The organism is Stenotrophomonas sp. 05N423 (assembly GCF_056397145.1).
The window spans coordinates 42,829-63,784 of record NZ_JBFTMV010000013.1 but is presented as its reverse complement, the minus strand read 5'-3'; the positions used below and the strand labels follow the sequence as shown (position 1 = coordinate 63,784).

At 65.0% G+C, this 20,956-nt stretch carries 31 protein-coding genes; 30 read left to right on the top strand and 1 reads right to left on the bottom strand.

Going from position 1 to position 20,956, the window contains the following annotated elements; translation table 11 throughout:
- The coding region (locus AC1DGW_RS16470; RefSeq protein WP_478025064.1) for an EF-Tu C-terminal domain-related protein at positions 1–182 on the top strand (182 nt) is incomplete at its 5' end.
- 194 nt (positions 183–376) lie between these two features.
- On the opposite strand, the gene AC1DGW_RS16465 is transcribed toward AC1DGW_RS16470, so the two are convergent.
- The gene (locus tag AC1DGW_RS16465; RefSeq protein ID WP_478025062.1) at positions 377–1,279 is read right to left on the bottom strand and encodes a LysR substrate-binding domain-containing protein; all 903 of its coding nucleotides are present in this window, start codon (positions 1,277–1,279) and stop codon (positions 377–379) included.
- Between the two features lie 75 nt (positions 1,280–1,354).
- Here AC1DGW_RS16465 and AC1DGW_RS16460 point away from each other — a divergent pair, with 75 nt between their 5' ends.
- From AC1DGW_RS16460 to AC1DGW_RS16320, 29 genes are all read left to right on the top strand, one after another.
- Positions 1,355–2,518 carry an MFS transporter gene (locus AC1DGW_RS16460; RefSeq protein WP_478025060.1) on the top strand — a complete coding sequence of 388 codons (1,164 nt, stop codon included), beginning with the start codon at positions 1,355–1,357 and terminating at the stop codon, positions 2,516–2,518.
- A 171-nt stretch (positions 2,519–2,689) separates the two neighbouring features.
- Entirely contained in the window at positions 2,690–3,493 is an 804-nt protein-coding gene (gene dkgB, locus AC1DGW_RS16455; RefSeq protein ID WP_478025058.1) for a 2,5-didehydrogluconate reductase DkgB, read from the top strand.
- 480 nt (positions 3,494–3,973) lie between these two features.
- A complete protein-coding gene (locus tag AC1DGW_RS16450) occupies positions 3,974–6,709 on the top strand; it encodes a M14 family metallopeptidase (protein WP_478025056.1) in 2,736 nt (911 codons plus the stop codon).
- Positions 6,710–7,109: 400 nt separating this feature from the next.
- Positions 7,110–7,421, top strand: a complete 312-nt coding sequence (gene rpsJ, locus AC1DGW_RS16445) for a 30S ribosomal protein S10 (protein WP_005408208.1) — start codon at positions 7,110–7,112, stop codon at positions 7,419–7,421.
- A gap of 11 nt (positions 7,422–7,432) precedes the next feature.
- Positions 7,433–8,083, top strand: coding sequence for a 50S ribosomal protein L3 (gene rplC / locus AC1DGW_RS16440; RefSeq protein WP_433853782.1), 651 nt, complete (start codon positions 7,433–7,435; stop codon positions 8,081–8,083).
- A gap of 12 nt (positions 8,084–8,095) precedes the next feature.
- Positions 8,096–8,701: a 50S ribosomal protein L4 gene (rplD, locus tag AC1DGW_RS16435; protein ID WP_054668595.1), complete on the top strand. Its 606-nt coding sequence runs from the start codon at positions 8,096–8,098 to the stop codon at positions 8,699–8,701.
- On the top strand, positions 8,698–8,997 hold the full coding sequence (gene rplW / locus AC1DGW_RS16430; protein WP_054663307.1) for a 50S ribosomal protein L23: 300 nt from the start codon (positions 8,698–8,700) through the stop codon (positions 8,995–8,997). Before rplD ends, rplW begins: the two co-directional genes overlap by 4 nt.
- Before the next feature lie 10 nt (positions 8,998–9,007).
- Complete coding sequence (gene rplB, locus AC1DGW_RS16425) at positions 9,008–9,835, top strand: 50S ribosomal protein L2 (RefSeq protein WP_056931946.1); 828 nt, start codon at positions 9,008–9,010, stop codon at positions 9,833–9,835.
- A 6-nt stretch (positions 9,836–9,841) separates the two neighbouring features.
- Positions 9,842–10,111, top strand: coding sequence for a 30S ribosomal protein S19 (rpsS, locus tag AC1DGW_RS16420; protein ID WP_478025048.1), 270 nt, complete (start codon positions 9,842–9,844; stop codon positions 10,109–10,111).
- Between the two features lie 12 nt (positions 10,112–10,123).
- A complete protein-coding gene (rplV, locus tag AC1DGW_RS16415) occupies positions 10,124–10,459 on the top strand; it encodes a 50S ribosomal protein L22 (protein WP_054668596.1) in 336 nt (111 codons plus the stop codon).
- A gap of 2 nt (positions 10,460–10,461) precedes the next feature.
- The gene (gene rpsC / locus AC1DGW_RS16410) at positions 10,462–11,196 is read left to right on the top strand and encodes a 30S ribosomal protein S3 (RefSeq protein WP_054663315.1); all 735 of its coding nucleotides are present in this window, start codon (positions 10,462–10,464) and stop codon (positions 11,194–11,196) included.
- A 5-nt stretch (positions 11,197–11,201) separates the two neighbouring features.
- The gene (gene rplP / locus AC1DGW_RS16405; protein ID WP_055767492.1) at positions 11,202–11,615 is read left to right on the top strand and encodes a 50S ribosomal protein L16; all 414 of its coding nucleotides are present in this window, start codon (positions 11,202–11,204) and stop codon (positions 11,613–11,615) included.
- Positions 11,615–11,800, top strand: a complete 186-nt coding sequence (gene rpmC / locus AC1DGW_RS16400; RefSeq protein WP_055767495.1) for a 50S ribosomal protein L29 — start codon at positions 11,615–11,617, stop codon at positions 11,798–11,800. Before rplP ends, rpmC begins: the two co-directional genes overlap by 1 nt.
- 11 nt (positions 11,801–11,811) lie before the next feature.
- Entirely contained in the window at positions 11,812–12,081 is a 270-nt protein-coding gene (rpsQ, locus tag AC1DGW_RS16395) for a 30S ribosomal protein S17 (RefSeq protein ID WP_054663323.1), read from the top strand.
- Between the two features lie 12 nt (positions 12,082–12,093).
- The gene (rplN, locus tag AC1DGW_RS16390) at positions 12,094–12,462 is read left to right on the top strand and encodes a 50S ribosomal protein L14 (RefSeq protein ID WP_003479595.1); all 369 of its coding nucleotides are present in this window, start codon (positions 12,094–12,096) and stop codon (positions 12,460–12,462) included.
- A 16-nt stretch (positions 12,463–12,478) separates the two neighbouring features.
- A complete protein-coding gene (gene rplX / locus AC1DGW_RS16385) occupies positions 12,479–12,796 on the top strand; it encodes a 50S ribosomal protein L24 (protein ID WP_054663326.1) in 318 nt (105 codons plus the stop codon).
- An 11-nt stretch (positions 12,797–12,807) separates the two neighbouring features.
- Positions 12,808–13,350, top strand: a complete 543-nt coding sequence (gene rplE, locus AC1DGW_RS16380) for a 50S ribosomal protein L5 (RefSeq protein ID WP_478025042.1) — start codon at positions 12,808–12,810, stop codon at positions 13,348–13,350.
- Between the two features lie 18 nt (positions 13,351–13,368).
- A complete protein-coding gene (gene rpsN / locus AC1DGW_RS16375; RefSeq protein WP_478025040.1) occupies positions 13,369–13,674 on the top strand; it encodes a 30S ribosomal protein S14 in 306 nt (101 codons plus the stop codon).
- A 216-nt stretch (positions 13,675–13,890) separates the two neighbouring features.
- The gene (gene rpsH, locus AC1DGW_RS16370) at positions 13,891–14,289 is read left to right on the top strand and encodes a 30S ribosomal protein S8 (protein WP_478025038.1); all 399 of its coding nucleotides are present in this window, start codon (positions 13,891–13,893) and stop codon (positions 14,287–14,289) included.
- 17 nt (positions 14,290–14,306) lie between these two features.
- Positions 14,307–14,834 (top strand): 50S ribosomal protein L6, encoded by a 528-nt coding sequence (gene rplF, locus AC1DGW_RS16365; RefSeq protein WP_478025036.1) that lies wholly within the window; start codon positions 14,307–14,309, stop codon positions 14,832–14,834.
- A gap of 83 nt (positions 14,835–14,917) precedes the next feature.
- Complete coding sequence (gene rplR / locus AC1DGW_RS16360) at positions 14,918–15,271, top strand: 50S ribosomal protein L18 (protein WP_055767510.1); 354 nt, start codon at positions 14,918–14,920, stop codon at positions 15,269–15,271.
- A gap of 160 nt (positions 15,272–15,431) precedes the next feature.
- Entirely contained in the window at positions 15,432–15,974 is a 543-nt protein-coding gene (gene rpsE, locus AC1DGW_RS16355; RefSeq protein ID WP_055767513.1) for a 30S ribosomal protein S5, read from the top strand.
- A complete protein-coding gene (gene rpmD / locus AC1DGW_RS16350; protein WP_005408214.1) occupies positions 15,967–16,158 on the top strand; it encodes a 50S ribosomal protein L30 in 192 nt (63 codons plus the stop codon). The genes rpsE and rpmD overlap by 8 nt, the downstream gene beginning before the upstream one ends.
- 6 nt (positions 16,159–16,164) lie before the next feature.
- Entirely contained in the window at positions 16,165–16,608 is a 444-nt protein-coding gene (gene rplO / locus AC1DGW_RS16345; protein WP_478025030.1) for a 50S ribosomal protein L15, read from the top strand.
- A 7-nt stretch (positions 16,609–16,615) separates the two neighbouring features.
- Positions 16,616–17,971: a preprotein translocase subunit SecY gene (secY, locus tag AC1DGW_RS16340; RefSeq protein ID WP_456118291.1), complete on the top strand. Its 1,356-nt coding sequence runs from the start codon at positions 16,616–16,618 to the stop codon at positions 17,969–17,971.
- Between the two features lie 348 nt (positions 17,972–18,319).
- Positions 18,320–18,676, top strand: coding sequence for a 30S ribosomal protein S13 (rpsM, locus tag AC1DGW_RS16335; RefSeq protein ID WP_478025027.1), 357 nt, complete (start codon positions 18,320–18,322; stop codon positions 18,674–18,676).
- Positions 18,677–18,689: 13 nt separating this feature from the next.
- Positions 18,690–19,082, top strand: a complete 393-nt coding sequence (gene rpsK / locus AC1DGW_RS16330) for a 30S ribosomal protein S11 (RefSeq protein ID WP_054663352.1) — start codon at positions 18,690–18,692, stop codon at positions 19,080–19,082.
- Between the two features lie 14 nt (positions 19,083–19,096).
- Positions 19,097–19,726: a 30S ribosomal protein S4 gene (gene rpsD / locus AC1DGW_RS16325; protein ID WP_054663355.1), complete on the top strand. Its 630-nt coding sequence runs from the start codon at positions 19,097–19,099 to the stop codon at positions 19,724–19,726.
- 55 nt (positions 19,727–19,781) lie between these two features.
- Complete coding sequence (locus AC1DGW_RS16320) at positions 19,782–20,780, top strand: DNA-directed RNA polymerase subunit alpha (protein ID WP_478025024.1); 999 nt, start codon at positions 19,782–19,784, stop codon at positions 20,778–20,780.
- The last annotated feature ends 176 nt before the right edge of the window (positions 20,781–20,956 follow it).

Genomic DNA, 20,956 nt, shown 5'->3' with positions numbered 1-20,956 from the left:
CCACCGACATCACCGGCGCCGTGCAGCTGCCGGAAGGCGTCGAGATGGTGATGCCGGGCGACAACGTGAAGATGTCGGTCACGCTGATCAACCCGGTGGCGATGGACGAAGGCCTGCGCTTCGCGATCCGCGAAGGCGGCCGTACCGTCGGCGCCGGCGTGGTCGCCAAGATCACCAAGTAAGCGCGTCTTCCCCGTCCGCGGGGAGCGTGGAAGAAGGGCGGCCTCCGGGCCGCCCTTTTTTATTGCCGCCTTCCCTGTAGAGCGACCTCCCGGATCATCGGCATGCGGACGCTGGCAACGGCGTCCGGCGGCACCTTTTCAGCGCTTTCTTGAGGGGTATCCGGGACCCGCTTGCCGGAGCCGGCCGGGAAGCATCAGCCGTCGAACGGATGCGCGCCCAGCGTTTCGATCACGTGGTCGACGAAGCAGGTGATCCGCGCCGCCAGCGCGGTGTTGCGGTAGTAGACCGCGTTGATCGGCTGGCGTGCGTCCAGCGTCTGCGCGGGGAACAGCGGTACCAGCCGGCCCGCATGGCGGTCCGCGCGGGTCATGAAGTCGGACAGGCAGACGATGCCCTCGCCGGCCAGGGCCAGGTGGCGCAGCGTCTCGCCGCTGGAAGAGGCGATGGTCGGCTGGATGCGCAGGACGTTGCCGGCCACGTCGCGCAGCGGCCAGTCGTTGAGTGATTCGGGTTGGGTGAAGCCCAGCAGGGCATGCCGTGCCAGGTCGCCCGGCTCGGCCGGTATGCCATGGCGTTCGAGGTAGGCCGGGCTGGCCAGCACCCGTACATGGCTGCCGCCCACCGGGCGGGCATGCAGGGTGGAGTCCTTCAGCGCGCCGATGCGGAACGCCACGTCGGTGCGCTTTTCGATCAGGTCGACGATGCCTTCGTTCGAGTTCAGTTCCAGTTCGACCCCGGGATAGCGCTCGCGGAAGCCGGAGACCAGTGGTACCAGCACGTGCAGCATGAAAGGCGTGGCCGCGTCGACCCGTAGCCGCCCGACCGGACGCATGCGCCGTGCCGCCATCTGCTCTTCGGCCTCGTCCACCGACGCGAGGATGGCGCGTGCGTGCTGCAGGAAGGTGGCGCCTTCCTCGGTCAGTTCCAGCCGCCGCGTCGTGCGCCGCAACAGGGTGGTCTGCAGCTTTTCCTCCAGCCGTCCGAGCGTGCGGCTGGTGGCTGAGATCGTCAGTCCCAGCAGTTCCGAGGCGGCAGTGATCGACCCGGCATCCACCACGGCCACGAATGCTTGGAGTTCATCGAGCGTGGTTTTCATTGTTGATCCTGAATCAAATGAATTTGGTTGATATGGGGCTTAATCCGCAAATATTAGCCGGGCACACTGCGCGCCATGAAATCTTCCAACGCCCTGCTCGCCCTCGCCATCGGTGCCTTCGCCATCGGCACCACCGAATTCACCCCGATGGGACTGCTGCCCGTGATCGCCGACGGCGTGCAGGTCAGCATCCCCAGCGCCGGCATGCTGGTCTCCGCCTATGCGGTTGGCGTCATGGCCGGTGCGCCGGTGATGACCCTGCTGTTCAGCCGCTTCGGCAAGCGTGCGGCGCTGATGTGGCTGATGGTCCTGTTCACCGTCGGCAACCTGTTGTCGGCGTTCGCGCCGGGGTACACGACCCTGTTGCTGTCGCGCCTGGTCACCAGCCTCAACCACGGCGCCTTCTTCGGCATCGGCGCCGTGGTTGCCGCCAGTGTCGTGCCGAAGGACAGGCAGGCCAGCGCCATCGCCACGATGTTCATGGGCCTGACCATCGCCAACATCGGCGGCGTGCCGGCCGCGACCTGGATCGGCCAGCAGGTGGGCTGGCGGCTGGCCTTTGGCGGTACCGCCGTGCTCGGCCTGGTCACCATCGCCGCCCTGTGGCTGGCACTGCCCAAGGGTGAGCCGGGCACGCGCCCGGACGTTCGCCGTGAACTGAAGGTACTGGCCCGCCCCGAGGTGTTGCTGGCCATGGGGACCACGGTGCTGGGCGCAGGCGCGATGTTCGCACTCTATACCTACGTGGCGCCGGTGCTGGCCGAGATCACCCATGCCAGCCCGGGCTTCGTGGCCTTCGCGCTGGTGCTGATCGGTATCGGCTTCACGCTGGGCAACAGCATCGGCGGCCGCCTGGCCGACTGGTCGCTGGACGGCGCGACCAGGCTGATCCTCGGCGCGCTCGCAGTGGTCATGGCGGTGCTGCCGTTCGTGATGACGACCCATGTCGGCGCGGCCATCGGCCTGGTGGTCTGGGGCGCGGCCGCCTTCGGCATCGTGCCGCCGGTGCAGATGCGGGTCATGCAGGCCGCGGCCCAGGCGCCGGGTCTGGCTTCGTCGGTCAATGTCGGTGCGTTCAACCTCGGCAACGCGGTCGGCGCCGCCCTCGGTGGCGCCGTCATCGGCCAGGGACTGGGTTATGCCGCCGTGCCGCTGGCGGGCGCCGCGCTGGCCGCGGGCGGTCTGGGCCTGGTCTGGCTGGGCAATACCGGGCGTCGCCGCGTGGTGCAGGACGCCTGAGCAACGTCCTTGTCCGGCATCAGTTGTTGAGTTCAAATCAAAAGAATTTCAGGGATACGGGGCTCAATCCGCAAATATGAAGTGGGCAGACTGCGTCCCCCATGGATCGCGGGATGGCGGTCCCTGAGATTCCAAACCCTCCTTTCCAATCCCCCTCACAGGAGTCTTTCCATGAGCATTCCTTCCTTCGGCCTCGGCACCTTCCGTCTTGCCGGCCAGGCCGTCATCGATTCGGTGAAGTCCGCACTCGAGCTGGGATACCGCGCCATCGACACCGCGCAGATCTACGGCAATGAGGCCGATATCGGCCAGGCCATTGCCGAAAGCGGCGTGCCGCGCCCGGACCTGTTCATCACCACCAAGATCTGGGTCGACAACTACGCCGCCGACAAACTGGTCCCGAGCCTGCGCGAGAGCCTCGCCAAGCTGCGCACCGATCATGCGGACCTGACCCTGATCCACTGGCCGGCGCCCGGCAACGGTGTCGAGCTGGCCGACTACATGGCTGCGCTGGCCGAAGCCAAGAAGCTGGGCCTGACCCGCCAGATCGGCGTCTCCAACTTCAATATCGAGTTGACCCGGCAGGCCATCGCCGCCGTCGGTGCCGGCGAAATCGCCACCAACCAGATCGAACTCAGCCCTTACCTGCAGAACGCCAGGCTCACCGCGTTCCTGAAGGAGCAGGACATCACCGTCACCTCCTACATGACCCTGGCCTACGGCAAGGTGCTCAAGGACCCGGTGCTGGCCGAAATCGCCGCCAAACACGACGCCACCGTGGCGCAGGTCGCCCTGGCCTGGGCGATGCAGCTCGGCTATGCGGTGATTCCGTCCTCGACCAGGCGAGAGAACCTGGCCAGCAACCTGCTTGCCCGCGACCTGAAGCTGGATGCCGAGGACATGGCGCGTATCGCCGCGCTGGAGCGCAATGGCCGCGAGGTCAGCCCGGAAGGCCTGGCACCGGCCTGGGACTGATCGCCGCCGCTGGTGGGAGGGGGCCGGCGGACAAAGCGGTATCGCGTCGCGTGGGATCCGCGCGACGCCGGTCGCCCTGTTCGCCAACGGGGCTTGGCATGCGCTCGCTGGCATCCGTGCGATGCGGTCTCTGGCGCTTCCAGGGGAGCGGTGCGTGGAAAACGCTCCGGTTGGCTCGGACGACTGCGGGAATCTGGTGGGCTGCCGCCCGCTGGATGCCATTGCATCCCCATTGCCTTCTGGCGGCGCCGGGCCCCACCGACAGGCTGTGCTCCCGGATCTTCATCGACACGCCGGCGGATAACGCATTGCGCATGGCGGAAAACGCCTCCCGCTCTGCTCTTGTATCCATGGGCCGCACAGGCCGGCGCGCACCGGCAACGCCGCCGCCATGACCTTCGCTACGTGAAGGGCAGGGCGGATGGGCCTAAGGTGCGTGCGACGGCCTGGCCGGCAGGACAAACGCGAGGAGAAGACGGGATGTTGCGAGGATCGGGACAAGGGCGGCGCAGGGCGGCACTGGCGCTGGCGCTGGCGGCGTTCGCCGCGGTGGCGCAGGCGGCGGCACCGGCGCCGAAGGAGCACTTCGGTTTCACCATCGGCGACGACTACATGCTCGCCACCTATACCCAGACCGAGGCGTATTTCCGCAAGGTCGCGGCCGGCTCCGACCGTTTCCGGCTCGTCGAACTGGGCAAGACCTCGGAAGGGCGTCCGCAGCTGATGCTGATCGCCTCCTCGCCGGCCAACCTGGCGAAACTGGATGAGTACCGCGGCATCTCCGAGCGCCTGGCGCGCGCGCGCGATGACGAGGCCGTCGCCCGCCAACTGGCGGAGCAGGGCAAGGCGGTGGTGTGGATCGATGGCGGCCTGCACGCCAACGAAACCGTCGGCGCGCACCAGCTGATCGAGACCGTGTGGCAGCTGGCCAGCCGCGACGACGCCGAGACCCGGCGCATCCTCGACGACACCATCATCCTGCTGGTCCACGCCAACCCGGACGGGCAGGAGCTGTACTCGGACTGGTACATGCGCGAGCCGGTGCCGGCCAGGCGCGTGCTCGACAAGCCGCCGCGCCTGTACCAGAAGTACGCCGGCCACGACAACAACCGCGACTTCTACATGGCTGCGCTGCAGGAGACACGCAACCTCAACCTGGCGATGTACACGCGCTGGTATCCGCAGATCGTCTACAACCACCACCAGACCTCGCCCAAGGGCACGGTCATCGTGATCCCGCCGTACCGCGACCCGTACAACTACAACATCGACGCGATGATCCCGGTCGGGCTGGAATCGCTGGGCTCGACGATGAACCTGCGCTTCCTGCAGGAGAACAAGCCCGGTGCGGTATCCAAGGGCGGCAGCGTGTATTCCACCTGGTGGAACGGCGGCCTGCGCACCATGCCGTACTTCCACAACATGCTCGGCGTGCTGACCGAAATCACCGGCAACCCGACGCCGATGCAGATCCCGTTCCTGCCGGACCGGCAGCTGCCCGACAGCAACCTGCCGGCGCCGGTGCCGGCGCAGACCTGGCATTTCCGCCAGTCCATCGACTACAGCCTGACCGCCAACTGGGCGCTGCTGGACTACGCTTCGCGCAACCGCGAACAGCTGCTGTGGAACATCTACCGCATGGGCCGCAACTCCATCGAGCGCGGCAGCCGCGATACCTGGACGGCCAGTCCAGGCGTCCTGGCCGGGGCCCGCGCCGCCGCCGGCAAGGACGGCAAGCCGGCGGCGGAACTGGATGCGGGGCAGGTGAGCGCCCTGCTGCGGCGCCCGGAGCAGCGCGACCCGCGCGGCTACATCATCCCGGCCGACCAGGCGGATTTCCCGACCGCGACCGCCTTCGTCAACGCGCTGCAGTTGGCGGGCGTCGAGGTGGAGCGCGCGACCCGGCCGTTCGCGGCGGCGGGCCGCAGGTACCCGGCGGGCTCGTTCGTGGTCAAGGCCGACCAGGCGTTCCGGCCGCACGTGCTGGACATGTTCGAGCCGCAGGATCACCCGCATGACTTCGAATACGAGGGTGGTCCGCCGATCGCGCCCTACGATTCGGCCGGGTGGACGCTGGCCTTCCAGATGGGCGTGGCGTTCGACCGTGTGCTGGAAGGCTTCGACGGCCCCTTCGAGGCGCTACCGGCGGGGCAGTTGCAGGTGCTGGCCGACGCGCCGGTGCCGGCCTCGGCCAATGGCTACCTGCTCGATGCGCGCGCCAACAACAGCGTGATCGCCGTCAACCGGCTGCTGAAGGCGGGCGTGCCGGTGCGGCGCGTGCCGGACCGCGACGGTGCCTTCTTCGTGCCGGCGGTGTCCGCCGAGGCCCTGGCCACCGCCCTGCGCGGTACCGGCGTACGGGCGGCTGCCGCCGACCGTCGCGTCGCTGGCGGCGAACCGGTGCGGGCGCCACGGATTGCTTTGTGGGACCACTACGGCGGTTCCATGGTCTCCGGCTGGACCCGGCTGGTCCTGGACAGCTTCGGCTTCGACTATGAGGTGGTGTACCCGCGACAGATCCTCGACAGCGACCTGCGCAGCCGGTTCGACGTACTGATCCTGCCCAGCGGTGCGTTGCCGCTGCCCCGGGAGCTTGCGATCGAAGGCAAGGCCGGGCGCGTGCCGGCCTCGCCGGACCCGGCCACCATCCCGGCCGAGTTCCGCCCGATGCTGGGTGAGCTGGATGGCGAGCCGGCGGTCGCCGCGCTGCGCCGCTTCCTGCAGGCCGGCGGCCATGTCGTCGCCACAGGGTCCTCCAGCGGGCTGGCGCTGCAGCTCGGTCTGCCATTGCGCAGCCACCTGCTGGGCAAGGGGCCGGACGGCCAGCCCCGCGCGCTGAACCAGCGCGAGTACTACATCCCCGGCAGCGTGCTGCAGGTGGCTGTGGACAAGTCGCGCCCGCTCAACTGGGGCCTGCCGCAGCGCCTGGACGTGTACTTCTCCGACGGCCGCTGGGACAATGCGCCGGTATTCGACCTGCCGGCCGGCCGTGGCGACATCCGCCCGCTGCTGCGTTTCGACTCGGCCACGCCGCTGCGCAGCGGCTGGGCCTGGGGCCAGGAGCACCTGCAGGGCGGGGTGCTGGCCGCCGAGGCCGACGTCGGCGCCGGACGCCTGACCTTCTTCGGGACGGACATTACCTTCCGCTCGCAGACCCACGGCTCGTTCAAGCTGCTGTTCAACAGCCTGCTGCAGGCGGGTGCCGCCGCCGAATGAGGTGCCGGGACGGGCGTGCGGTAGCGTTCGCCCGTCCCGGCATGGCCGGCAGCTGAAGCGCAAGAGGGAGAGCGTGCCGGGGACTTGCAAAGCCCCGGGAATGCTGACAGAATGCACGACCACTCGCGGGACTCATGCTTGCATGGGTTCCGCAACCAGCGAAAAGAAGGGCAGGACGCGCTTCGTATTCGCCAGACTAAGGACAGGTCGCGTGGGTCGCTCCGGAGGCATCGGGGCGCTTTCTGCGCGTTTGTTTGTGTCTGGGGCGGGCCGGGAAACCGGGCCGCCTTGCTGTTTTGAAGGGATTCGCGCGACGGCCGGGTGGCATGGCCGCGCATTCATGGGGTCCGGTACACAAGAGGCCGGGCCTGTCGCTCTTTAGACCTATAGGAACACCGTCATGGCGGACCAAAAGATCCGGATTCGGCTGAAGGCGTTCGATCATCGTTTGATCGACCGCTCGGCCAGCGAGATCGTTGAAACGGCCAAGCGGACCGGCGCGCAAGTGCGTGGCCCGATCCCGCTGCCGACCAAGATCGAGCGTTACACCGTTCTGGTTTCCCCGCACGTCGACAAGGACGCGCGTGACCAGTACGAGACCCGCACGCACAAGCGCGTGCTCGACATCGTCGACCCCAACGACAAGACCGTGGACGCGCTGATGAAGCTCGAACTGGCTGCCGGCGTCGACGTTCAGATCAAGCTGACCTGAGGACTACGACCATGACGAAGAAGTATTCGTTGGGCTTCGTGGGCCGCAAGGCCGGCATGAGCCGCGTTTTTACCGATGATGGCCTGTCCATCCCGGTGACCCTGATCGAAGCCACCCCGAACCGCATCGCGCAGATCAAGACCGTCGAAACCGACGGCTACAGCGCCGTGCAGGTGACCGTTGGCGCCCGTCGCGCCGCCCTGGTGAACAAGCCGGAAGCCGGCCACTTCGCCAAGGCCAAGGTCGAAGCCGGTCGTGGCCTGTGGGAATTCCGCGTCGAGGACGCCCAGATCGGCGATTACGCCGTCGGTGGCGAAGTCAAGGCGGACATCTTCGAGGTCGGCCAGATCGTCGACGTCCAGGGTGTCACCAAGGGCAAGGGCTTCCAGGGCACCATCAAGCGCTACAACTTCACCATGGGCGACGCCACCCACGGTAACTCGCTGTCGCATCGCGCGCCGGGTTCGTTGGGCCAGCGCCAGACCCCGGGTCGCGTTTTCCCGGGCAAGAAGATGGCCGGCCACATGGGTGCCGTGCAGCAGAGCACGCAGAACCTGGAAGTGGTCAAGGTCGACGTCGAGCGTGGTCTGATTGCCGTCCGCGGTGCCGTTCCGGGCGCTGCCGGTGGCGACGTGATCGTGCGTCCGGCGAGCAAGGCATAAGGAGAGATGACGATGGAACTCGTTATCACGGGTAGCAACAACAAGGTCTCGGTCTCCGAAGCCGTGTTCGGCCGCGATTTCAGCGAAGATCTGGTTCACCAGGTCGTCGTTGCCTACCGCAACGCCGCTCGCGCCGGCACCAAGGCACAGAAGACGCGCTCTGAAGTGGCTGGCACCACCAAGAAGTCGAAGAAGCAGAAGGGTGGCGGTGCTCGTCACGGCGCCCTGACCGCTCCGATCTTCGTCGGCGGTGGCGTCACCTTCGCGGCCAAGCCGCGCAGCTTCGAGCAGAAGGTCAACCGCAAGCAGTATCGCGCCGCCATGTGCGCCATCCTGTCCGAGCTGAACCGCCAGGGCCGCCTGACCATCGTCGAGTCCTTCGACGTGGAAGCGACCAGCACCAAGGGTCTGATCGGCAAGCTGGCTGGCCTGGAAGTGGGCAAGCGTCCGCTGATCGTCACCGAAGAGGCTTCCGAGCACCTGTACCTGTCGGCCCGCAATCTGCCCTACGTGCAGGTGCGTGACGTCCAGGGTCTGGATCCGGTCGCTCTGGTCGGTGCCGACACGGTCGTCATCACCGCCGATGCGGTCAAGAAGGTCGAGGAGTGGCTGGCATGAGCAGCAACGAAAAAATCTTCAGCGTGCTGCGCGCTCCGCGAGTCTCCGAAAAGACCGCGCGCCTGCAGGAACTCTCCAACCAGTACGTCTTCGAAGTCTCGAACGAAGCAACCAAGGCCGATGTTAAGGCCGCGGTAGAGCAGCTGTTCGACGTCAAGGTCGAGGCCGTCAACGTGGTCAACGTCAAGGGCAAGAGCAAGTCCTTCCGTAACCGCGCTGGCCGTCGCGGCGATTGGCGCAAGGCGTACGTGCGCCTGGCCGATGGCCAGTCCATCGATGTAACGGCCAAGGCCTGAGGTACATCCCATGCCATTGATGAAATTCAAGCCCACCTCCGCAGGCCGTCGTTCGGCCCTGCGCGTGGTCACGCCCGATCTGCACAAGGGCGCACCGCACGCGGCGCTGGTGGAGTCGCAGAGCAAGTCCGGTGGTCGCAACCACCACGGCCGCATCACCACCCGTCACGTTGGTGGTGGCCACAAGCAGCACTACCGCATCATCGACTTCAAGCGCAACAAGGAAGGCATTCCGGCGCGCGTGGAACGCATCGAATACGATCCGAACCGCACCGCCCACATCGCCCTGCTGTGCTACGTCGACGGTGAGCGCCGCTACATCATCGCCCCGAAGGGCCTGAAGGCGGGTGACCAGGTCATCTCCGGTGCGCATGCGCCGATCAAGACCGGCAACACCCTGCCGCTGCGCAACATCCCGGTCGGTACCACCATCCACGGCATCGAGCTGAAGCCGGGCAAGGGCGCCCAGATCGCCCGCGCCGCCGGTGCTTCGGTGCAGCTGGTTGCCCGCGAAGGCATCTACGCCACCCTGCGCCTGCGCTCGGGTGAAATGCGCAAGGTGCCGGTCGAGTGCCGCGCCACCATCGGCGAAGTCGGCAACGACGAGCACAACCTGGAGAAGCTGGGCAAGGCCGGCGCCAAGCGTTGGCGCGGTGTCCGCCCGACCGTCCGCGGTGCCGCCATGAACCCGGTGGACCACCCGCACGGTGGTGGTGAGGCCAAGGCCGGCCAGGGCAACCCGCATCCGGTCACCCCGTGGGGTGTTCCGACCAAGGGTTACAAGACGCGCCATAACAAGCGCACCCAGCAGTTCATCGTCCGCGATCGTAGGGGCTAATCGACCATGGCACGTTCACTCAAGAAGGGCCCGTTCGTCGATCACCACCTCGTCAAGAAGGTGGAGGCCGCTGCGGGTAGCAAGAGGCCGATCAAGACCTGGTCGCGCCGTTCGATGATCCTGCCGGAAATGGTAGGCATCACCATCGCCGTGCATAACGGCAAGAACCACGTCCCGGTTCTCGTCAACGAGAACATGGTTGGCCACAAGCTCGGCGAATTCGCCATCACCCGGACCTTCAAGGGTCACGGTGCTGACAAGAAGTCGGGCAAGTAAGGAGAGATGACGATGGAAGCGAAAGCAATCCTGCGCACCGCGCGCATCTCCCCGCAGAAGGCCCGTCTGGTCGCTGACCAGGTGCGCGGCCTTCCGGCCGAGCGTGCGGTCAATCTGCTGAAGTTCTCGGACAAGAAGGCCGCCGCCCTCATCAAGAAGGTGGTGGAGTCGGCTATCGCCAACGCCGAGAACAACCAAGGCGCCGACGTCGATGAGCTGAAGGTCAAGACCATCATGGTTGATGAAGGTCCGAGCCTGAAGCGCTTCATGGCCCGCGCCAAGGGCCGCGGCACGCGCATTCTCAAGCGCACCAGCCACATCACCGTGGTCGTGGGCGAGGGCAAATAACGATGGGTCACAAAGTACATCCGATTGGTATCCGCCTGGGCATCGCCAAGGACTGGAACTCCAAGTGGTACGCCAACAAGGCCGAGTTCGCCAGCTACCTGGCAGCCGACCTGAAGGTCCGCGAGATGCTTCGCAAGAAGCTGGCGCAGGCCGGTATCTCCAAGATCCTGATCGAGCGTCCGGCCAAGACCGCGCGCGTGACGATCCACACCGCCCGTCCGGGCGTGGTGATCGGCAAGCGTGGTGAGGACATCGAGAAGCTGCGCAAGGAAGTGAGTGAAGTGATGGGCGTCCCGGCGCACATCAACGTCACCGAAGTGCGCAAGCCGGAGCTGGACGCGCAGCTGGTCGCCGAGTCGATCGCGCAGCAGCTGGAGCGTCGCATCATGTTCCGCCGCGCGATGAAGCGTGCGGTCGGCAACGCGATGCGCCTGGGTGCCCTGGGCATCAAGGTCAACGTGGCTGGCCGCTTGAACGGTGCTGAAATCGCCCGTTCGGAGTGGTACCGCGAAGGCCGCGTGCCGCTGCACACCCTCCGCGCCGACATCGACTACGGTTTCGCTGAGGCCAGCACCACCTACGGCATCATCGGCATCAAGGTCTGGATCTACAAGGGCGAAGTCTTCGATTTCTCCCAGGTTGGCCAGGAAAAGCAGGACGACAGCCCGCGCAGCGATCGCAATGATCGTGGCGACCGTGCCGACCGTCCGTCGCGCCCGGCTCGTGAAGCGAGGTAACGGCAATGTTGCAACCCAAGCGAACCAAATACCGCAAGATGTTCAAGGGCCGCAACGACGGCCTGAGCTGGAGCGCCAATGCCGTCAGCTTCGGTGAGTACGGCCTGAAGGCCACCGCTCACGGTCAGCTGACCGCGCGCCAGATCGAAGCGGCCCGTCGTTCGATCAGCCGTTACGTCAAGCGTGGCGGCAAGATGTGGATCCGTGTTTTCCCGGACAAGCCCATCACCAAGAAGCCCATCGAAGTCCGAATGGGTGCCGGTAAGGGTGGCGTGGAGTACTGGGTCGCCCAGATCCAGCCGGGCCGCATGATCTATGAAATCGAGGGTGTTTCCGAGGAAATCGCACGCGAGGCGTTCCGCCTGGCGTCGGCCAAGCTCTCGGTCACCACCACTTTCGTGACCCGGACGGTGCGCTGATGGACATCAAACAACTCCGCGAGAAGTCGGCTGACGAACTGAAGGCCCACCTGGTCGACCTGCGCAAGGAGCAGTTCTCGCTCCGCATGCAGGCCGCCACCGGCCAGCTGCCGAAGACCCACGAAACCCGCCGGGTGCGCCGCGAGATCGCTCGCGTCAAGCACCTGATCGGCAGCACGAAGTAAGGATGGCTGCGATGAGCGAAAATACTGAAAGCAAGACGCTGCGCACGGTCGAAGGCCGTGTCGTCAGCAACAAGATGGACAAGACGGTCACCGTGTTGGTGGAGCGCCAGGTCAAGCACGCCCTGTACGGCAAGTACATCAAGCGCTCGACCAAGCTGCACGCTCACGACGCCGAGAACACCTGCAATGAAGGTGATTTCGTGCGTGTGACCGAGATTGCTCCGCTGTCCAAGACCAAGAACTGGCGGGTGGTGGAAGTCATCACCCGCGCAGCGAAATAAGGAGCCTGAATCATGATCCAGATGCAGAGCTACCTCGACGTCGCTGACAACTCCGGTGCCAAGGAAGTGATGTGCATCAAGGTGTTGGGCGGCTCGAAGCGCCGTTATGCCCACATCGGCGACATCATCAAGGTCACCGTGAAGGACGCGATCCCGCGCGGCAAGGTCAAGAAGGGCGAAGTGTACGACGCCGTCGTGGTGCGTACCCGCAAGGGTGTGCGTCGCGCCGACGGTTCGCTGATCCGTTTCGACGGCAACGCCGCCGTCCTGCTGAACAACAAGCAGGAGCCGATCGGCACCCGCATCTTCGGGCCGGTGACCCGTGAACTTCGTTCCGAGAAGTTCATGAAGATCGTCTCGCTCGCTCCCGAAGTGCTGTGAGCGACAGGAGATAATCATGGCTAACCGTATCAAGAAGGGCGACCAGGTCGTCGTCAACACCGGCAAGGACAAGGGCAAGCAGGGCGAAGTCGTCCGCGTCGACGGCGACCGTGTGGTCGTCGCCAACGTGAACATCGTCAAGCGCCACACCAAGCCGAACCCGCAGGCAGGTGTTGCCGGCGGCGTGGTCGAGCGTGAAGCTTCGATCCATATCTCCAACGTCAATGTCCTGAACCCGGCTTCGGGCAAGGGCGAGCGCGTTGGCTTCAAGGTGCTGGAGGATGGACGCAAACTGCGTGTGTTCCGCTCCAGCGGTGAGGCGATTGACGCCTGAGGAATGAGCTGATGACTTCCCGTCTCGAAAAAATCTACAAGGAAGAAGTGGTGCCGGTGCTGATGAAGCAGTTCGGCTACACCAATCCGATGGAAGTGCCGAAGCTGGTCAAGATCACCGTCAACATGGGCGTCGGCGAAGCCGCGACCAACAAGAAGGTGCTTGAGAATGCCGTGGCCGACATGACCAAGATCACCGGCCAGAAGCCGGTGGTCACCAAGTCGCGCGTCTCGGTGGCTTCGTTCAAGATCCGCGATGGCTGGCCGATCGGTTGCAAGGTCACCCTGCGCCGCAACACCATGTTCGAGTTCCTGGATCGCCTGATCAACATCTCGCTGCCGCGCGTGCGTGACTTCCGCGGCGTGTCGGGTCGTTCGTTCGACGGTCGCGGCAACTACAACATGGGTGTGAAGGAACAGATCATCTTCCCGGAAATCGACTTCGACGCTGTCGATGCGATCCGCGGCATGGATATCGCCATCACCACCACCGCCAAGACCGATGCGGAAGCGAAGGCGCTGCTGGCAGCGTTCAAGTTCCCGTTCCGTAACTGATCCGTCGAGGAAACCGAAATGGCAAAGACCTCCATGGTCAACCGCGACATCAAGCGGGAAAAGCTGGCCAAGAAGTACGCCGACAAGCGTGCAGCTCTGAAGAAGATCGTGTCCTCCGTTGACGCGACCTACGAAGAGAAGATCGAGGCTGCGGCCAAGCTGTCCAAGCTGCCGCGCGACTCGTCGCCGAGCCGCCAGCGCAACCGCTGCGAACTGTCGGGCCGCCCGCGTGGCGTGTACCGCAAGTTCGGCCTGGGCCGCAACAAGCTGCGCGAAGCCACCATGCGTGGCGACGTGCCGGGCCTGCGCAAGGCCAGCTGGTAAGAAACCTCCGTGCCGGGCCGCAAGGCCCGGCCGGTGGGCCGGAAGGGTGACCTGACGGCAAAACAGAGAGTCCGACGCAAGTCGGACTTTTTGTCGTATACTCCCGCGTCTTGCCTGCTCGAAAGTGTGGGCGACGTTGGCAAAGGGCCCCGGCCCATTCCGGGAAAACTCGAGATTTTCGCGAAAGCGGATATCGGTGCACTCAAAGGCATATACATGAGCATGACTGATCCCATCGCCGACCTGTTGGTCCGCATCAAGAATGCGGCCGCGGTTGGCAAGCAGACGGTGAAAGCGCCGTCGTCCAAGATCAAGGTTGCGATCGCCCAGGTCCTGAAGGACGAGGGTTACATCGCCGACCTGCGCGTCACCCAGCTGGAAAACAACAAGGCCGAGTTGGAAATCGTCCTGAAGTACTTCGAAGGCAAGCCGGTCATCGCGACCCTGAAGCGCTTCTCGCGTTCGGGCCTGCGCCAGTACCGCGGCAAGAGCGAGCTGCCGAAGGTCCTCAATGGCCTGGGTATCGCCATCATTTCCACCTCCAAGGGCATCATGACCGATGCGCAGGCGCGCCAGCAGGGCGTCGGCGGTGAAGTCCTGTGCTTCGTGGCCTAAGCGAGAAGGAGTAGAACATGTCCCGCGTAGCCAAGAAGCCGGTCAACCTGCCCAAGGGCGTTGAACTGAACATCCAGCCGGAATCCGTGAGCGTGAAGGGCCCGAAGGGCACCCTGTCGCTGAACAAGTCCGCTGGCGTTGAAATCACCCTCGACAATGGCGTCGTCACGCTGAATCCGAAGGACGTCTCCTTCGATGCGCTGACCGGCACCGTGCGTTCGATCCTGGCCAACATGGTCAAGGGCGTGTCCGAAGGCTTCGAGAAGAAGCTGGAGCTGGTGGGCGTGGGTTACCGCGCTGCCATGCAGGGCAAGGACCTGAACCTGTCGCTGGGTTTCTCGCACCCCGTCGTGTTCGTGGCGCCGGAGGGCATCACCCTGGCCACCCCGACGCAGACGGAAATCGTCGTGCAGGGTGCGGACAAGCAGGTGGTTGGTGAAGTCGCCGCCAAGATCCGTGGCTACCGTCCGCCGGAGCCCTACAAGGGCAAGGGTGTGAAGTACGCCGGTGAGAACATCATTCGCAAGGAAGCCAAGAAGGCCTAACGCGAGTCCTTCGCAAAAGCCCGCACATCCCCGTGCGGACTTTTCAGGAAAAGCAAAGCTTTCAGCTTTCGAGGATAAAGATCATGAACAAGAACATCGCTCGCCTGCGTCGTGCCAAGTCGACCCGTTCGCACATCCGTACCCTGGGCGTGCCGCGCCTGTCGGTGCTGCGCACCGGCCAGCACCTGTACGCGCAGGTCTTCACCGCCGACGGCTCGAAGGTGCTGGCTGCGGCCAATACCACCCAGGCCGACGTCAAGGACGGCCTGAAGAACGGCAAGAACGCCGACGCCGCCGCCAAGGTTGGCCGCATCGTTGCCGAGCGCGCCAAGGCCGCCGGCATCGAGAAGGTTGCCTTCGATCGTTCGGGCTACCGCTACCACGGCCGCATCAAGGCCCTGGCGGATGCCGCGCGCGAGGCCGGCCTGCAGTTCTAAGGCACAAAGGGCAGGGGCCTTCGGGCTCCTGCCTGCCTGTTCGCCGGCCTGAATGAGGCCGGACGGCGCCGCTCTTCTGCAGCGGTCCACCGGAACAACGCATCACTCCACAACCATAAGCGGCCCCGAGCCGTACATACCCAACAACCAAGGAATCAACATGGCAGAAGAGCGTCAGCAGCGGGGTCGCGATCGCGACCGTAACCGCGAAGAGAAGATCGACGACGGCATGATCGAGAAGCTGGTCGCGGTCAACCGCGTCAGCAAGACCGTCAAGGGCGGTCGCCAGTTCACCTTTACCGCCCTGACCGTGGTCGGCGACGGCGAAGGCAAGGTCGGTTTTGGCTATGGCAAGGCGCGCGAAGTGCCGGTCGCCATCCAGAAGTCGATGGAACAGGCCCGCAAGAACCTGGTCAGCGTGGACCTGCACAACGGCACTTTGTGGCACACCGTCAAGGACGGCCACGGCGCGGCCCGCGTGTTCATGCAGCCGGCTTCGGAAGGTACCGGTGTGATCGCCGGCGGCGCCATGCGTGCCGTGCTGGAAGCGGTTGGCGTGAAGAACGTGCTGGCCAAGGCCACCGGTTCGCGCAACCCGATCAACCTGGTGCGTGCCACCGTGAAGGGTCTGGCTGGCATGCAGTCGCCGGCGCGCATCGCGGCCAAGCGCGGCAAGAAGGTGGAGGAACTCAACCATGGCTAATGAGTCCAACAAGACCGTGAAGGTGCGCCTGGTGCGCGGCCTGCGTGGAACCCAGTCGCGTCACCGCCTGTCGGTGCGTGCCCTGGGCCTGAACAAGCTCAATGATGTGCGTGAACTGAAGGACAGCCCGCAGGTGCGCGGCCTGATCAACAAGGTTCAGTACCTCGTCCAGGTTGAGGAGTAATCGACCATGACTCTGCGTCTCAATGAACTGAGCCCGGCACCGGGCGCCCGTACCGAGCGCACCCGCGTCGGTCGCGGCATCGGCTCCGGCCTGGGCAAGACCGCTGGCCGCGGCCACAAGGGTTCGTTCGCTCGCAAGGGCGGCGGCAAGATCAAGGCCGGCTTCGAAGGCGGCCAGACCCCGATGCAGCGCCGTCTGCCGAAGATCGGCTTCCGTTCCAAGGTGGCCAAGGACACCGCCGAAGTGCTGTCCTACCACCTGGATCGCCTGGAAGCCGGTGAGATCGACTTCGCGGCCCTGCGTGCGGCGAAGCTGGTCCCGACGACGGCGAAGAAGGCCAAGATCGTCCTGAAGGGCGAGCTGACCAAGGCGTTCACCCTGAAGGGTGTGGCGGCTACCGCCGGCGCCAAGGCTGCGATCGAAGCTGCCGGCGGCAGCGTACAGGAGTAACTGGAACATGGCGCAAGCTGGCATCGGTAACCTCGCGGGCGGAATGGGCAAGTTCACTGAACTTCGCCAGCGTCTTCTGTTCGTAGTCGGGGCATTGCTCGTCTATCGCATCGGCTGCTACGTGCCGGTGCCGGGCGTCAACCCCGATGCCATGCTTGCGCTGATGCAGGCGCAGGGCGGCGGTATCGTGGACATGTTCAACATGTTCTCGGGCGGCGCCCTGCACCGTTTCAGCATTTTTGCGTTGAACGTGATGCCGTACATCTCGGCATCGATCGTGATGCAGCTGGCGGTCCATATCTTCCCTGCGCTCAAGGCGATGCAGAAGGAAGGCGAGTCGGGCCGCCGCAAGATCACCCAGTATTCGCGCATCGGCGCGGTGCTGCTGGCCATCGTGCAGGGTGGTTCGATCGCCCTGGCGCTGCAGAACCAGCTGTCGCCGGGCGGTGCGCCGGTCGTCTATGCGCCGGGCATGGGCTTCGTGCTGACCGCCGTGGTCGCACTGACCGCGGGCACCATCTTCCTGATGTGGGTCGGCGAGCAGGTGACTGAGCGCGGCATCGGCAACGGCGTCTCGCTGATCATCTTCGCCGGTATCGTCGCCGGCCTGCCGGCTGCGGTGATCCACACGCTGGAAGCCTACCGCGACGGCAACATGAGCTTCATCTCGCTGCTGCTGATCGTCATCGTGGTGCTGGCGTTCACCTATTTCGTGGTGTTCGTCGAGCGCGGCCAGCGTCGCATCACGGTCAATTACGCCCGCCGTCAGGGTGGCCGTAATGCCTACATGAATCAGACCTCGTTCCTGCCGCTGAAACTGAACATGGCTGGCGTGATCCCGGCGATCTTCGCCTCCAGCATCCTGGCCTTCCCGGCGACGCTGGCGATGTGGTCCGGCCAGGCCAGTTCGGCTACCTGGCTGCAGAAGGTGGCCAATGCGCTGGGTCCGGGCGAGCCGCTGCACATGATCGTGTTCGCCGCGCTGATCACCGGTTTCGCGTTCTTCTATACCGCGCTGGTGTTCAACTCGCAGGAAACCGCCGACAACCTGAAGAAGTCGGGTGCGCTGATCCCGGGCATCCGCCCTGGCAAGGCTACGGCCGAGTACATCGATGCCGTGCTGACCCGTCTGACCGCTGCCGGTTCGCTGTACCTGGTGATCGTCTGCCTGCTGCCGGAACTGATGCGTACGCAGCTGAACGCCTCGTTCTACTTCGGTGGTACCTCGCTGCTGATCGTGGTGGTGGTGGTGATGGACTTCATCGCCCAGGTGCAGGCGCACCTGATGTCGCACCAGTACGAAAGCCTGCTGAAGAAGGCGAACCTGAAGGGTGGCAACCGCGGCGGTTTTGCGCGCGGCTGATTCTCCCGCTATACTTTCCGCTTCATAGCGCGAAGACCGCCCTGGTTCCCGGGGCAGGTCCTCAAGACAGAAGGGCGGCCCCCGCAGCGGTCTCGGGTGGGGGTGTGATGTGGTTGTTCCGCGCGGGAGTAGCGCGGGCGGCTCGGAGAGGAATCTCCCTGCCAGGCACATCCGGCGCCGGAGCATGGGCACACTCCCCACGCCGGGTCCATGGAACCTTGTGTTCCACGGGCTTCCAAGCAAACCGAGGCCTTGTTAGAATCGCTAGTTCACTTTTTTGATCCATCCTGCCGGAATGGCGCGCCACGCGGTGCGCATTCGGCCATCACTCAGCTGGAGAACCGCGTCATGGCGCGTATTGCAGGCGTCAACCTGCCAGCCCAGAAGCATGTCTGGGTCGGGTTGCAAAGCATTTACGGCATCGGCCGTACCCGCTCGAAGAAGGTCTGCGAAGCCGCAGCCGTTACTTCGACCACCAAGATCCGCGACCTGTCGGAGCCGGAAATCGACCGTCTGCGCCTCGAAGTGGGCAAGTACATCGTCGAAGGCGACCTGCGTCGTGAAGTCGGCATCGCCATCAAGCGCCTGATGGACCTGGGCTGCTACCGCGGCCTGCGTCACCGTCGCGGCCTGCCGCTGCGTGGTCAGCGCACCAAGACCAATGCTCGTACCCGCAAGGGTCCGCGCAAGGCGCTTAAGAAGTAAGGGACCCTAGAAAATGGCTAAGCCCGCTGCTGCTAAGACCAAGAAGAAGATCAAGCGCGTCATCACCGATGGCGTCGCCCACGTCCACGCTTCTTTCAACAACACCATCGTGACCATCACCGACCGCCAGGGCAATGCACTGTCCTGGGCGACTTCCGGTGGTGCCGGCTTCCGCGGTTCGCGCAAGTCGACTCCGTTCGCTGCGCAGGTCGCCGCCGAGAAGGCCGGCAAGGCCGCGCTGGATTACGGCGTGAAGTCGCTGGAAGTCCGCATCAAGGGTCCGGGTCCGGGCCGTGAGTCGGCCGTGCGTTCGTTGAACAACGTCGGCTACAAGATCACCAACATCATCGACGTGACGCCTATCCCGCACAACGGGTGCCGTCCGCCGAAGAAGCGTCGCGTCTAAGGGAGCGATAAGAAATGGCTCGTTATATCGGTCCTACCTGTAAGCTCGCCCGTCGCGAAGGCGCCGACCTGTCGCTGAAGAGCCCGGCCCGTGCGCTGGACTCCAAGTGCAAGCTGGAGCAGAAGCCCGGCCAGCACGGCGCTACCGCCCGCAAGGGCAAGCTGTCCGACTACGCCACCCAGCTGCGTGAGAAGCAGAAGGTCAAGCGCATCTACGGCCTGCTGGAGCGCCAGTTCCGCAATTACTACAAGAAGGCCTCGACCAAGAAGGGCAACACCGGCGAGAACCTGCTGCAGCTGCTGGAAACCCGCCTGGACAACGTCGTCTACCGCATGGGCTTCGCCGTGACCCGTCCGGCTGCGCGCCAGCTGGTCTCGCACCGCGGCGTCACTGTGAACGGCAAGTCGGTCAACCTGGCTTCGTACCAGGTCAAGGCCGGCGACGCGATCGCCCTGTCGGAAAAGGCTGCCAAGCAGCTGCGCGTGCAGGAAGCCCTGACCATCGCCGAACAGCATGACCTGAGCCCGTCGTGGGTCGAAGTCGATTCGAAGAAGTTCAGCGGCGTGTTCAAGGCCGTGCCGGATCGCGCCGACCTGCCGGCGGACATCAACGAAGCGCTGATCGTCGAGCTGTACTCGAAGTAATTCACATTGGAGAACCCCCGGCGACGGCCGGGGGTTCACTAGGAGAACCCGCAACATGACGGTTACCGCCAACCAGGTTCTGCGTCCTCGCGGTCCGCAGATCGAACGCCTTACCGACACCCGCGCCAAGGTCGTTATCGAGCCTTTGGAGCGGGGTTACGGGCATACGCTGGGCAACGCCCTGCGTCGCGTGCTGCTGTCGTCCATCCCGGGCTTCGCCATCACGGAAGTCGAGATCGACGGCGTGCTGCATGAGTACACCACGGTCGAAGGGCTGCAGGAGGACGTGCTCGAAGTCCTGCTCAACCTGAAGGACGTGGCCATCCGCATGCATTCCGGCGACAGCGCCACCATTTCCCTGTCCAAGCAGGGTCCGGGTGTGGTGACTGCCGCTGACATCAAGGTCGACCACAACGTCGAAGTCCTCAACGGCGAGCAGATCATCTGCAACCTGACCAAGGACGCGGCGATCAACATGCGCCTGAAGGTCGAGCGTGGCTTCGGCTACCAGCCGGCGGCATCGCGCCGTCGTCCGGACGAGGAAACCCGTGCCATCGGCCGTCTGGTCCTGGACGCCTCGTTCTCGCCGGTCCGCCGCGTCGCCTATGCCGTGGAAGCGGCCCGCGTCGAGCAGCGCACCGACCTGGACAAGCTGGTCATCGATATCGAAACCAACGGCACGATCGATGCCGAGGAAGCTGTCCGCACCGCGGCCGACATCCTCAGCGATCAGCTGTCGGTGTTCGGTGACTTCACCCACCGCGACCGCGGTGCGGCCAAGCCGGCCAACAACGGCGTGGATCCGGTGCTGCTGCGCCCGATCGACGATCTGGAGCTGACCGTGCGTTCGGCGAACTGCCTGAAGGCCGAGAGCATCTACTACATCGGCGATCTGATCCAGAAGACCGAAGTCGAACTGCTCAAGACCCCGAACCTCGGCAAGAAGTCGCTGACCGAGATCAAGGAAGTGCTGGCCCAGCGTGGCCTGTCGCTCGGCATGAAGCTGGAGAACTGGCCGCCGGCCGGCGTCTCCGCCCACGGCATGCTGGGGTAAGTGGACAGCGCCCAGCCGTAGCCTATGGGCAACGGCTGGCGTCCGCGAACGCCCGGCGCGCAGTGCCGGGCCGCGGGGGCAAGCGTGGCGAGAGCCGCGGCTTCCGCTCCGCTTCTGTTTTGTAACTGCAACACCCGCGCCGACGGCTTCAAAGCCGCGGCGCCGGTCGTCCAGGG

What these genes read in the sequence shown, in the direction of transcription:
- rpsN (WP_478025040.1), top strand. Translation starts at nt 13,369, where the DNA reads ATGGCAAAGACCTCCATGGTCAACCGCGACATCAAGCGGGAAAAGCTG.
- rplV (WP_054668596.1), top strand. Translation starts at nt 10,124, where the DNA reads ATGGAAGCGAAAGCAATCCTGCGCACCGCGCGCATCTCCCCGCAGAAG.
- rplX (WP_054663326.1), top strand. Translation starts at nt 12,479, where the DNA reads ATGGCTAACCGTATCAAGAAGGGCGACCAGGTCGTCGTCAACACCGGC.
- rpsQ (WP_054663323.1), top strand. Translation starts at nt 11,812, where the DNA reads ATGAGCGAAAATACTGAAAGCAAGACGCTGCGCACGGTCGAAGGCCGT.
- rplP (WP_055767492.1), top strand. Translation starts at nt 11,202, where the DNA reads ATGTTGCAACCCAAGCGAACCAAATACCGCAAGATGTTCAAGGGCCGC.
- AC1DGW_RS16465 (WP_478025062.1), bottom strand. Translation starts at nt 1,279, where the DNA reads ATGAAAACCACGCTCGATGAACTCCAAGCATTCGTGGCCGTGGTGGAT.
- rpsS (WP_478025048.1), top strand. Translation starts at nt 9,842, where the DNA reads ATGGCACGTTCACTCAAGAAGGGCCCGTTCGTCGATCACCACCTCGTC.
- rpsK (WP_054663352.1), top strand. Translation starts at nt 18,690, where the DNA reads ATGGCTAAGCCCGCTGCTGCTAAGACCAAGAAGAAGATCAAGCGCGTC.
- rplO (WP_478025030.1), top strand. Translation starts at nt 16,165, where the DNA reads ATGACTCTGCGTCTCAATGAACTGAGCCCGGCACCGGGCGCCCGTACC.
- rplR (WP_055767510.1), top strand. Translation starts at nt 14,918, where the DNA reads ATGAACAAGAACATCGCTCGCCTGCGTCGTGCCAAGTCGACCCGTTCG.
- AC1DGW_RS16450 (WP_478025056.1), top strand. Translation starts at nt 3,974, where the DNA reads ATGTTGCGAGGATCGGGACAAGGGCGGCGCAGGGCGGCACTGGCGCTG.
- rplN (WP_003479595.1), top strand. Translation starts at nt 12,094, where the DNA reads ATGATCCAGATGCAGAGCTACCTCGACGTCGCTGACAACTCCGGTGCC.
- rpsC (WP_054663315.1), top strand. Translation starts at nt 10,462, where the DNA reads ATGGGTCACAAAGTACATCCGATTGGTATCCGCCTGGGCATCGCCAAG.
- AC1DGW_RS16320 (WP_478025024.1), top strand. Translation starts at nt 19,782, where the DNA reads ATGACGGTTACCGCCAACCAGGTTCTGCGTCCTCGCGGTCCGCAGATC.
- rpmD (WP_005408214.1), top strand. Translation starts at nt 15,967, where the DNA reads ATGGCTAATGAGTCCAACAAGACCGTGAAGGTGCGCCTGGTGCGCGGC.
- AC1DGW_RS16460 (WP_478025060.1), top strand. Translation starts at nt 1,355, where the DNA reads ATGAAATCTTCCAACGCCCTGCTCGCCCTCGCCATCGGTGCCTTCGCC.
- rplC (WP_433853782.1), top strand. Translation starts at nt 7,433, where the DNA reads ATGACGAAGAAGTATTCGTTGGGCTTCGTGGGCCGCAAGGCCGGCATG.
- rplF (WP_478025036.1), top strand. Translation starts at nt 14,307, where the DNA reads ATGTCCCGCGTAGCCAAGAAGCCGGTCAACCTGCCCAAGGGCGTTGAA.
- rplB (WP_056931946.1), top strand. Translation starts at nt 9,008, where the DNA reads ATGCCATTGATGAAATTCAAGCCCACCTCCGCAGGCCGTCGTTCGGCC.
- rpsM (WP_478025027.1), top strand. Translation starts at nt 18,320, where the DNA reads ATGGCGCGTATTGCAGGCGTCAACCTGCCAGCCCAGAAGCATGTCTGG.
- rpsE (WP_055767513.1), top strand. Translation starts at nt 15,432, where the DNA reads ATGGCAGAAGAGCGTCAGCAGCGGGGTCGCGATCGCGACCGTAACCGC.
- rplE (WP_478025042.1), top strand. Translation starts at nt 12,808, where the DNA reads ATGACTTCCCGTCTCGAAAAAATCTACAAGGAAGAAGTGGTGCCGGTG.
- secY (WP_456118291.1), top strand. Translation starts at nt 16,616, where the DNA reads ATGGCGCAAGCTGGCATCGGTAACCTCGCGGGCGGAATGGGCAAGTTC.
- rpsD (WP_054663355.1), top strand. Translation starts at nt 19,097, where the DNA reads ATGGCTCGTTATATCGGTCCTACCTGTAAGCTCGCCCGTCGCGAAGGC.
- rplW (WP_054663307.1), top strand. Translation starts at nt 8,698, where the DNA reads ATGAGCAGCAACGAAAAAATCTTCAGCGTGCTGCGCGCTCCGCGAGTC.
- rpmC (WP_055767495.1), top strand. Translation starts at nt 11,615, where the DNA reads ATGGACATCAAACAACTCCGCGAGAAGTCGGCTGACGAACTGAAGGCC.
- rpsH (WP_478025038.1), top strand. Translation starts at nt 13,891, where the DNA reads ATGAGCATGACTGATCCCATCGCCGACCTGTTGGTCCGCATCAAGAAT.
- dkgB (WP_478025058.1), top strand. Translation starts at nt 2,690, where the DNA reads ATGAGCATTCCTTCCTTCGGCCTCGGCACCTTCCGTCTTGCCGGCCAG.
- rpsJ (WP_005408208.1), top strand. Translation starts at nt 7,110, where the DNA reads ATGGCGGACCAAAAGATCCGGATTCGGCTGAAGGCGTTCGATCATCGT.
- rplD (WP_054668595.1), top strand. Translation starts at nt 8,096, where the DNA reads ATGGAACTCGTTATCACGGGTAGCAACAACAAGGTCTCGGTCTCCGAA.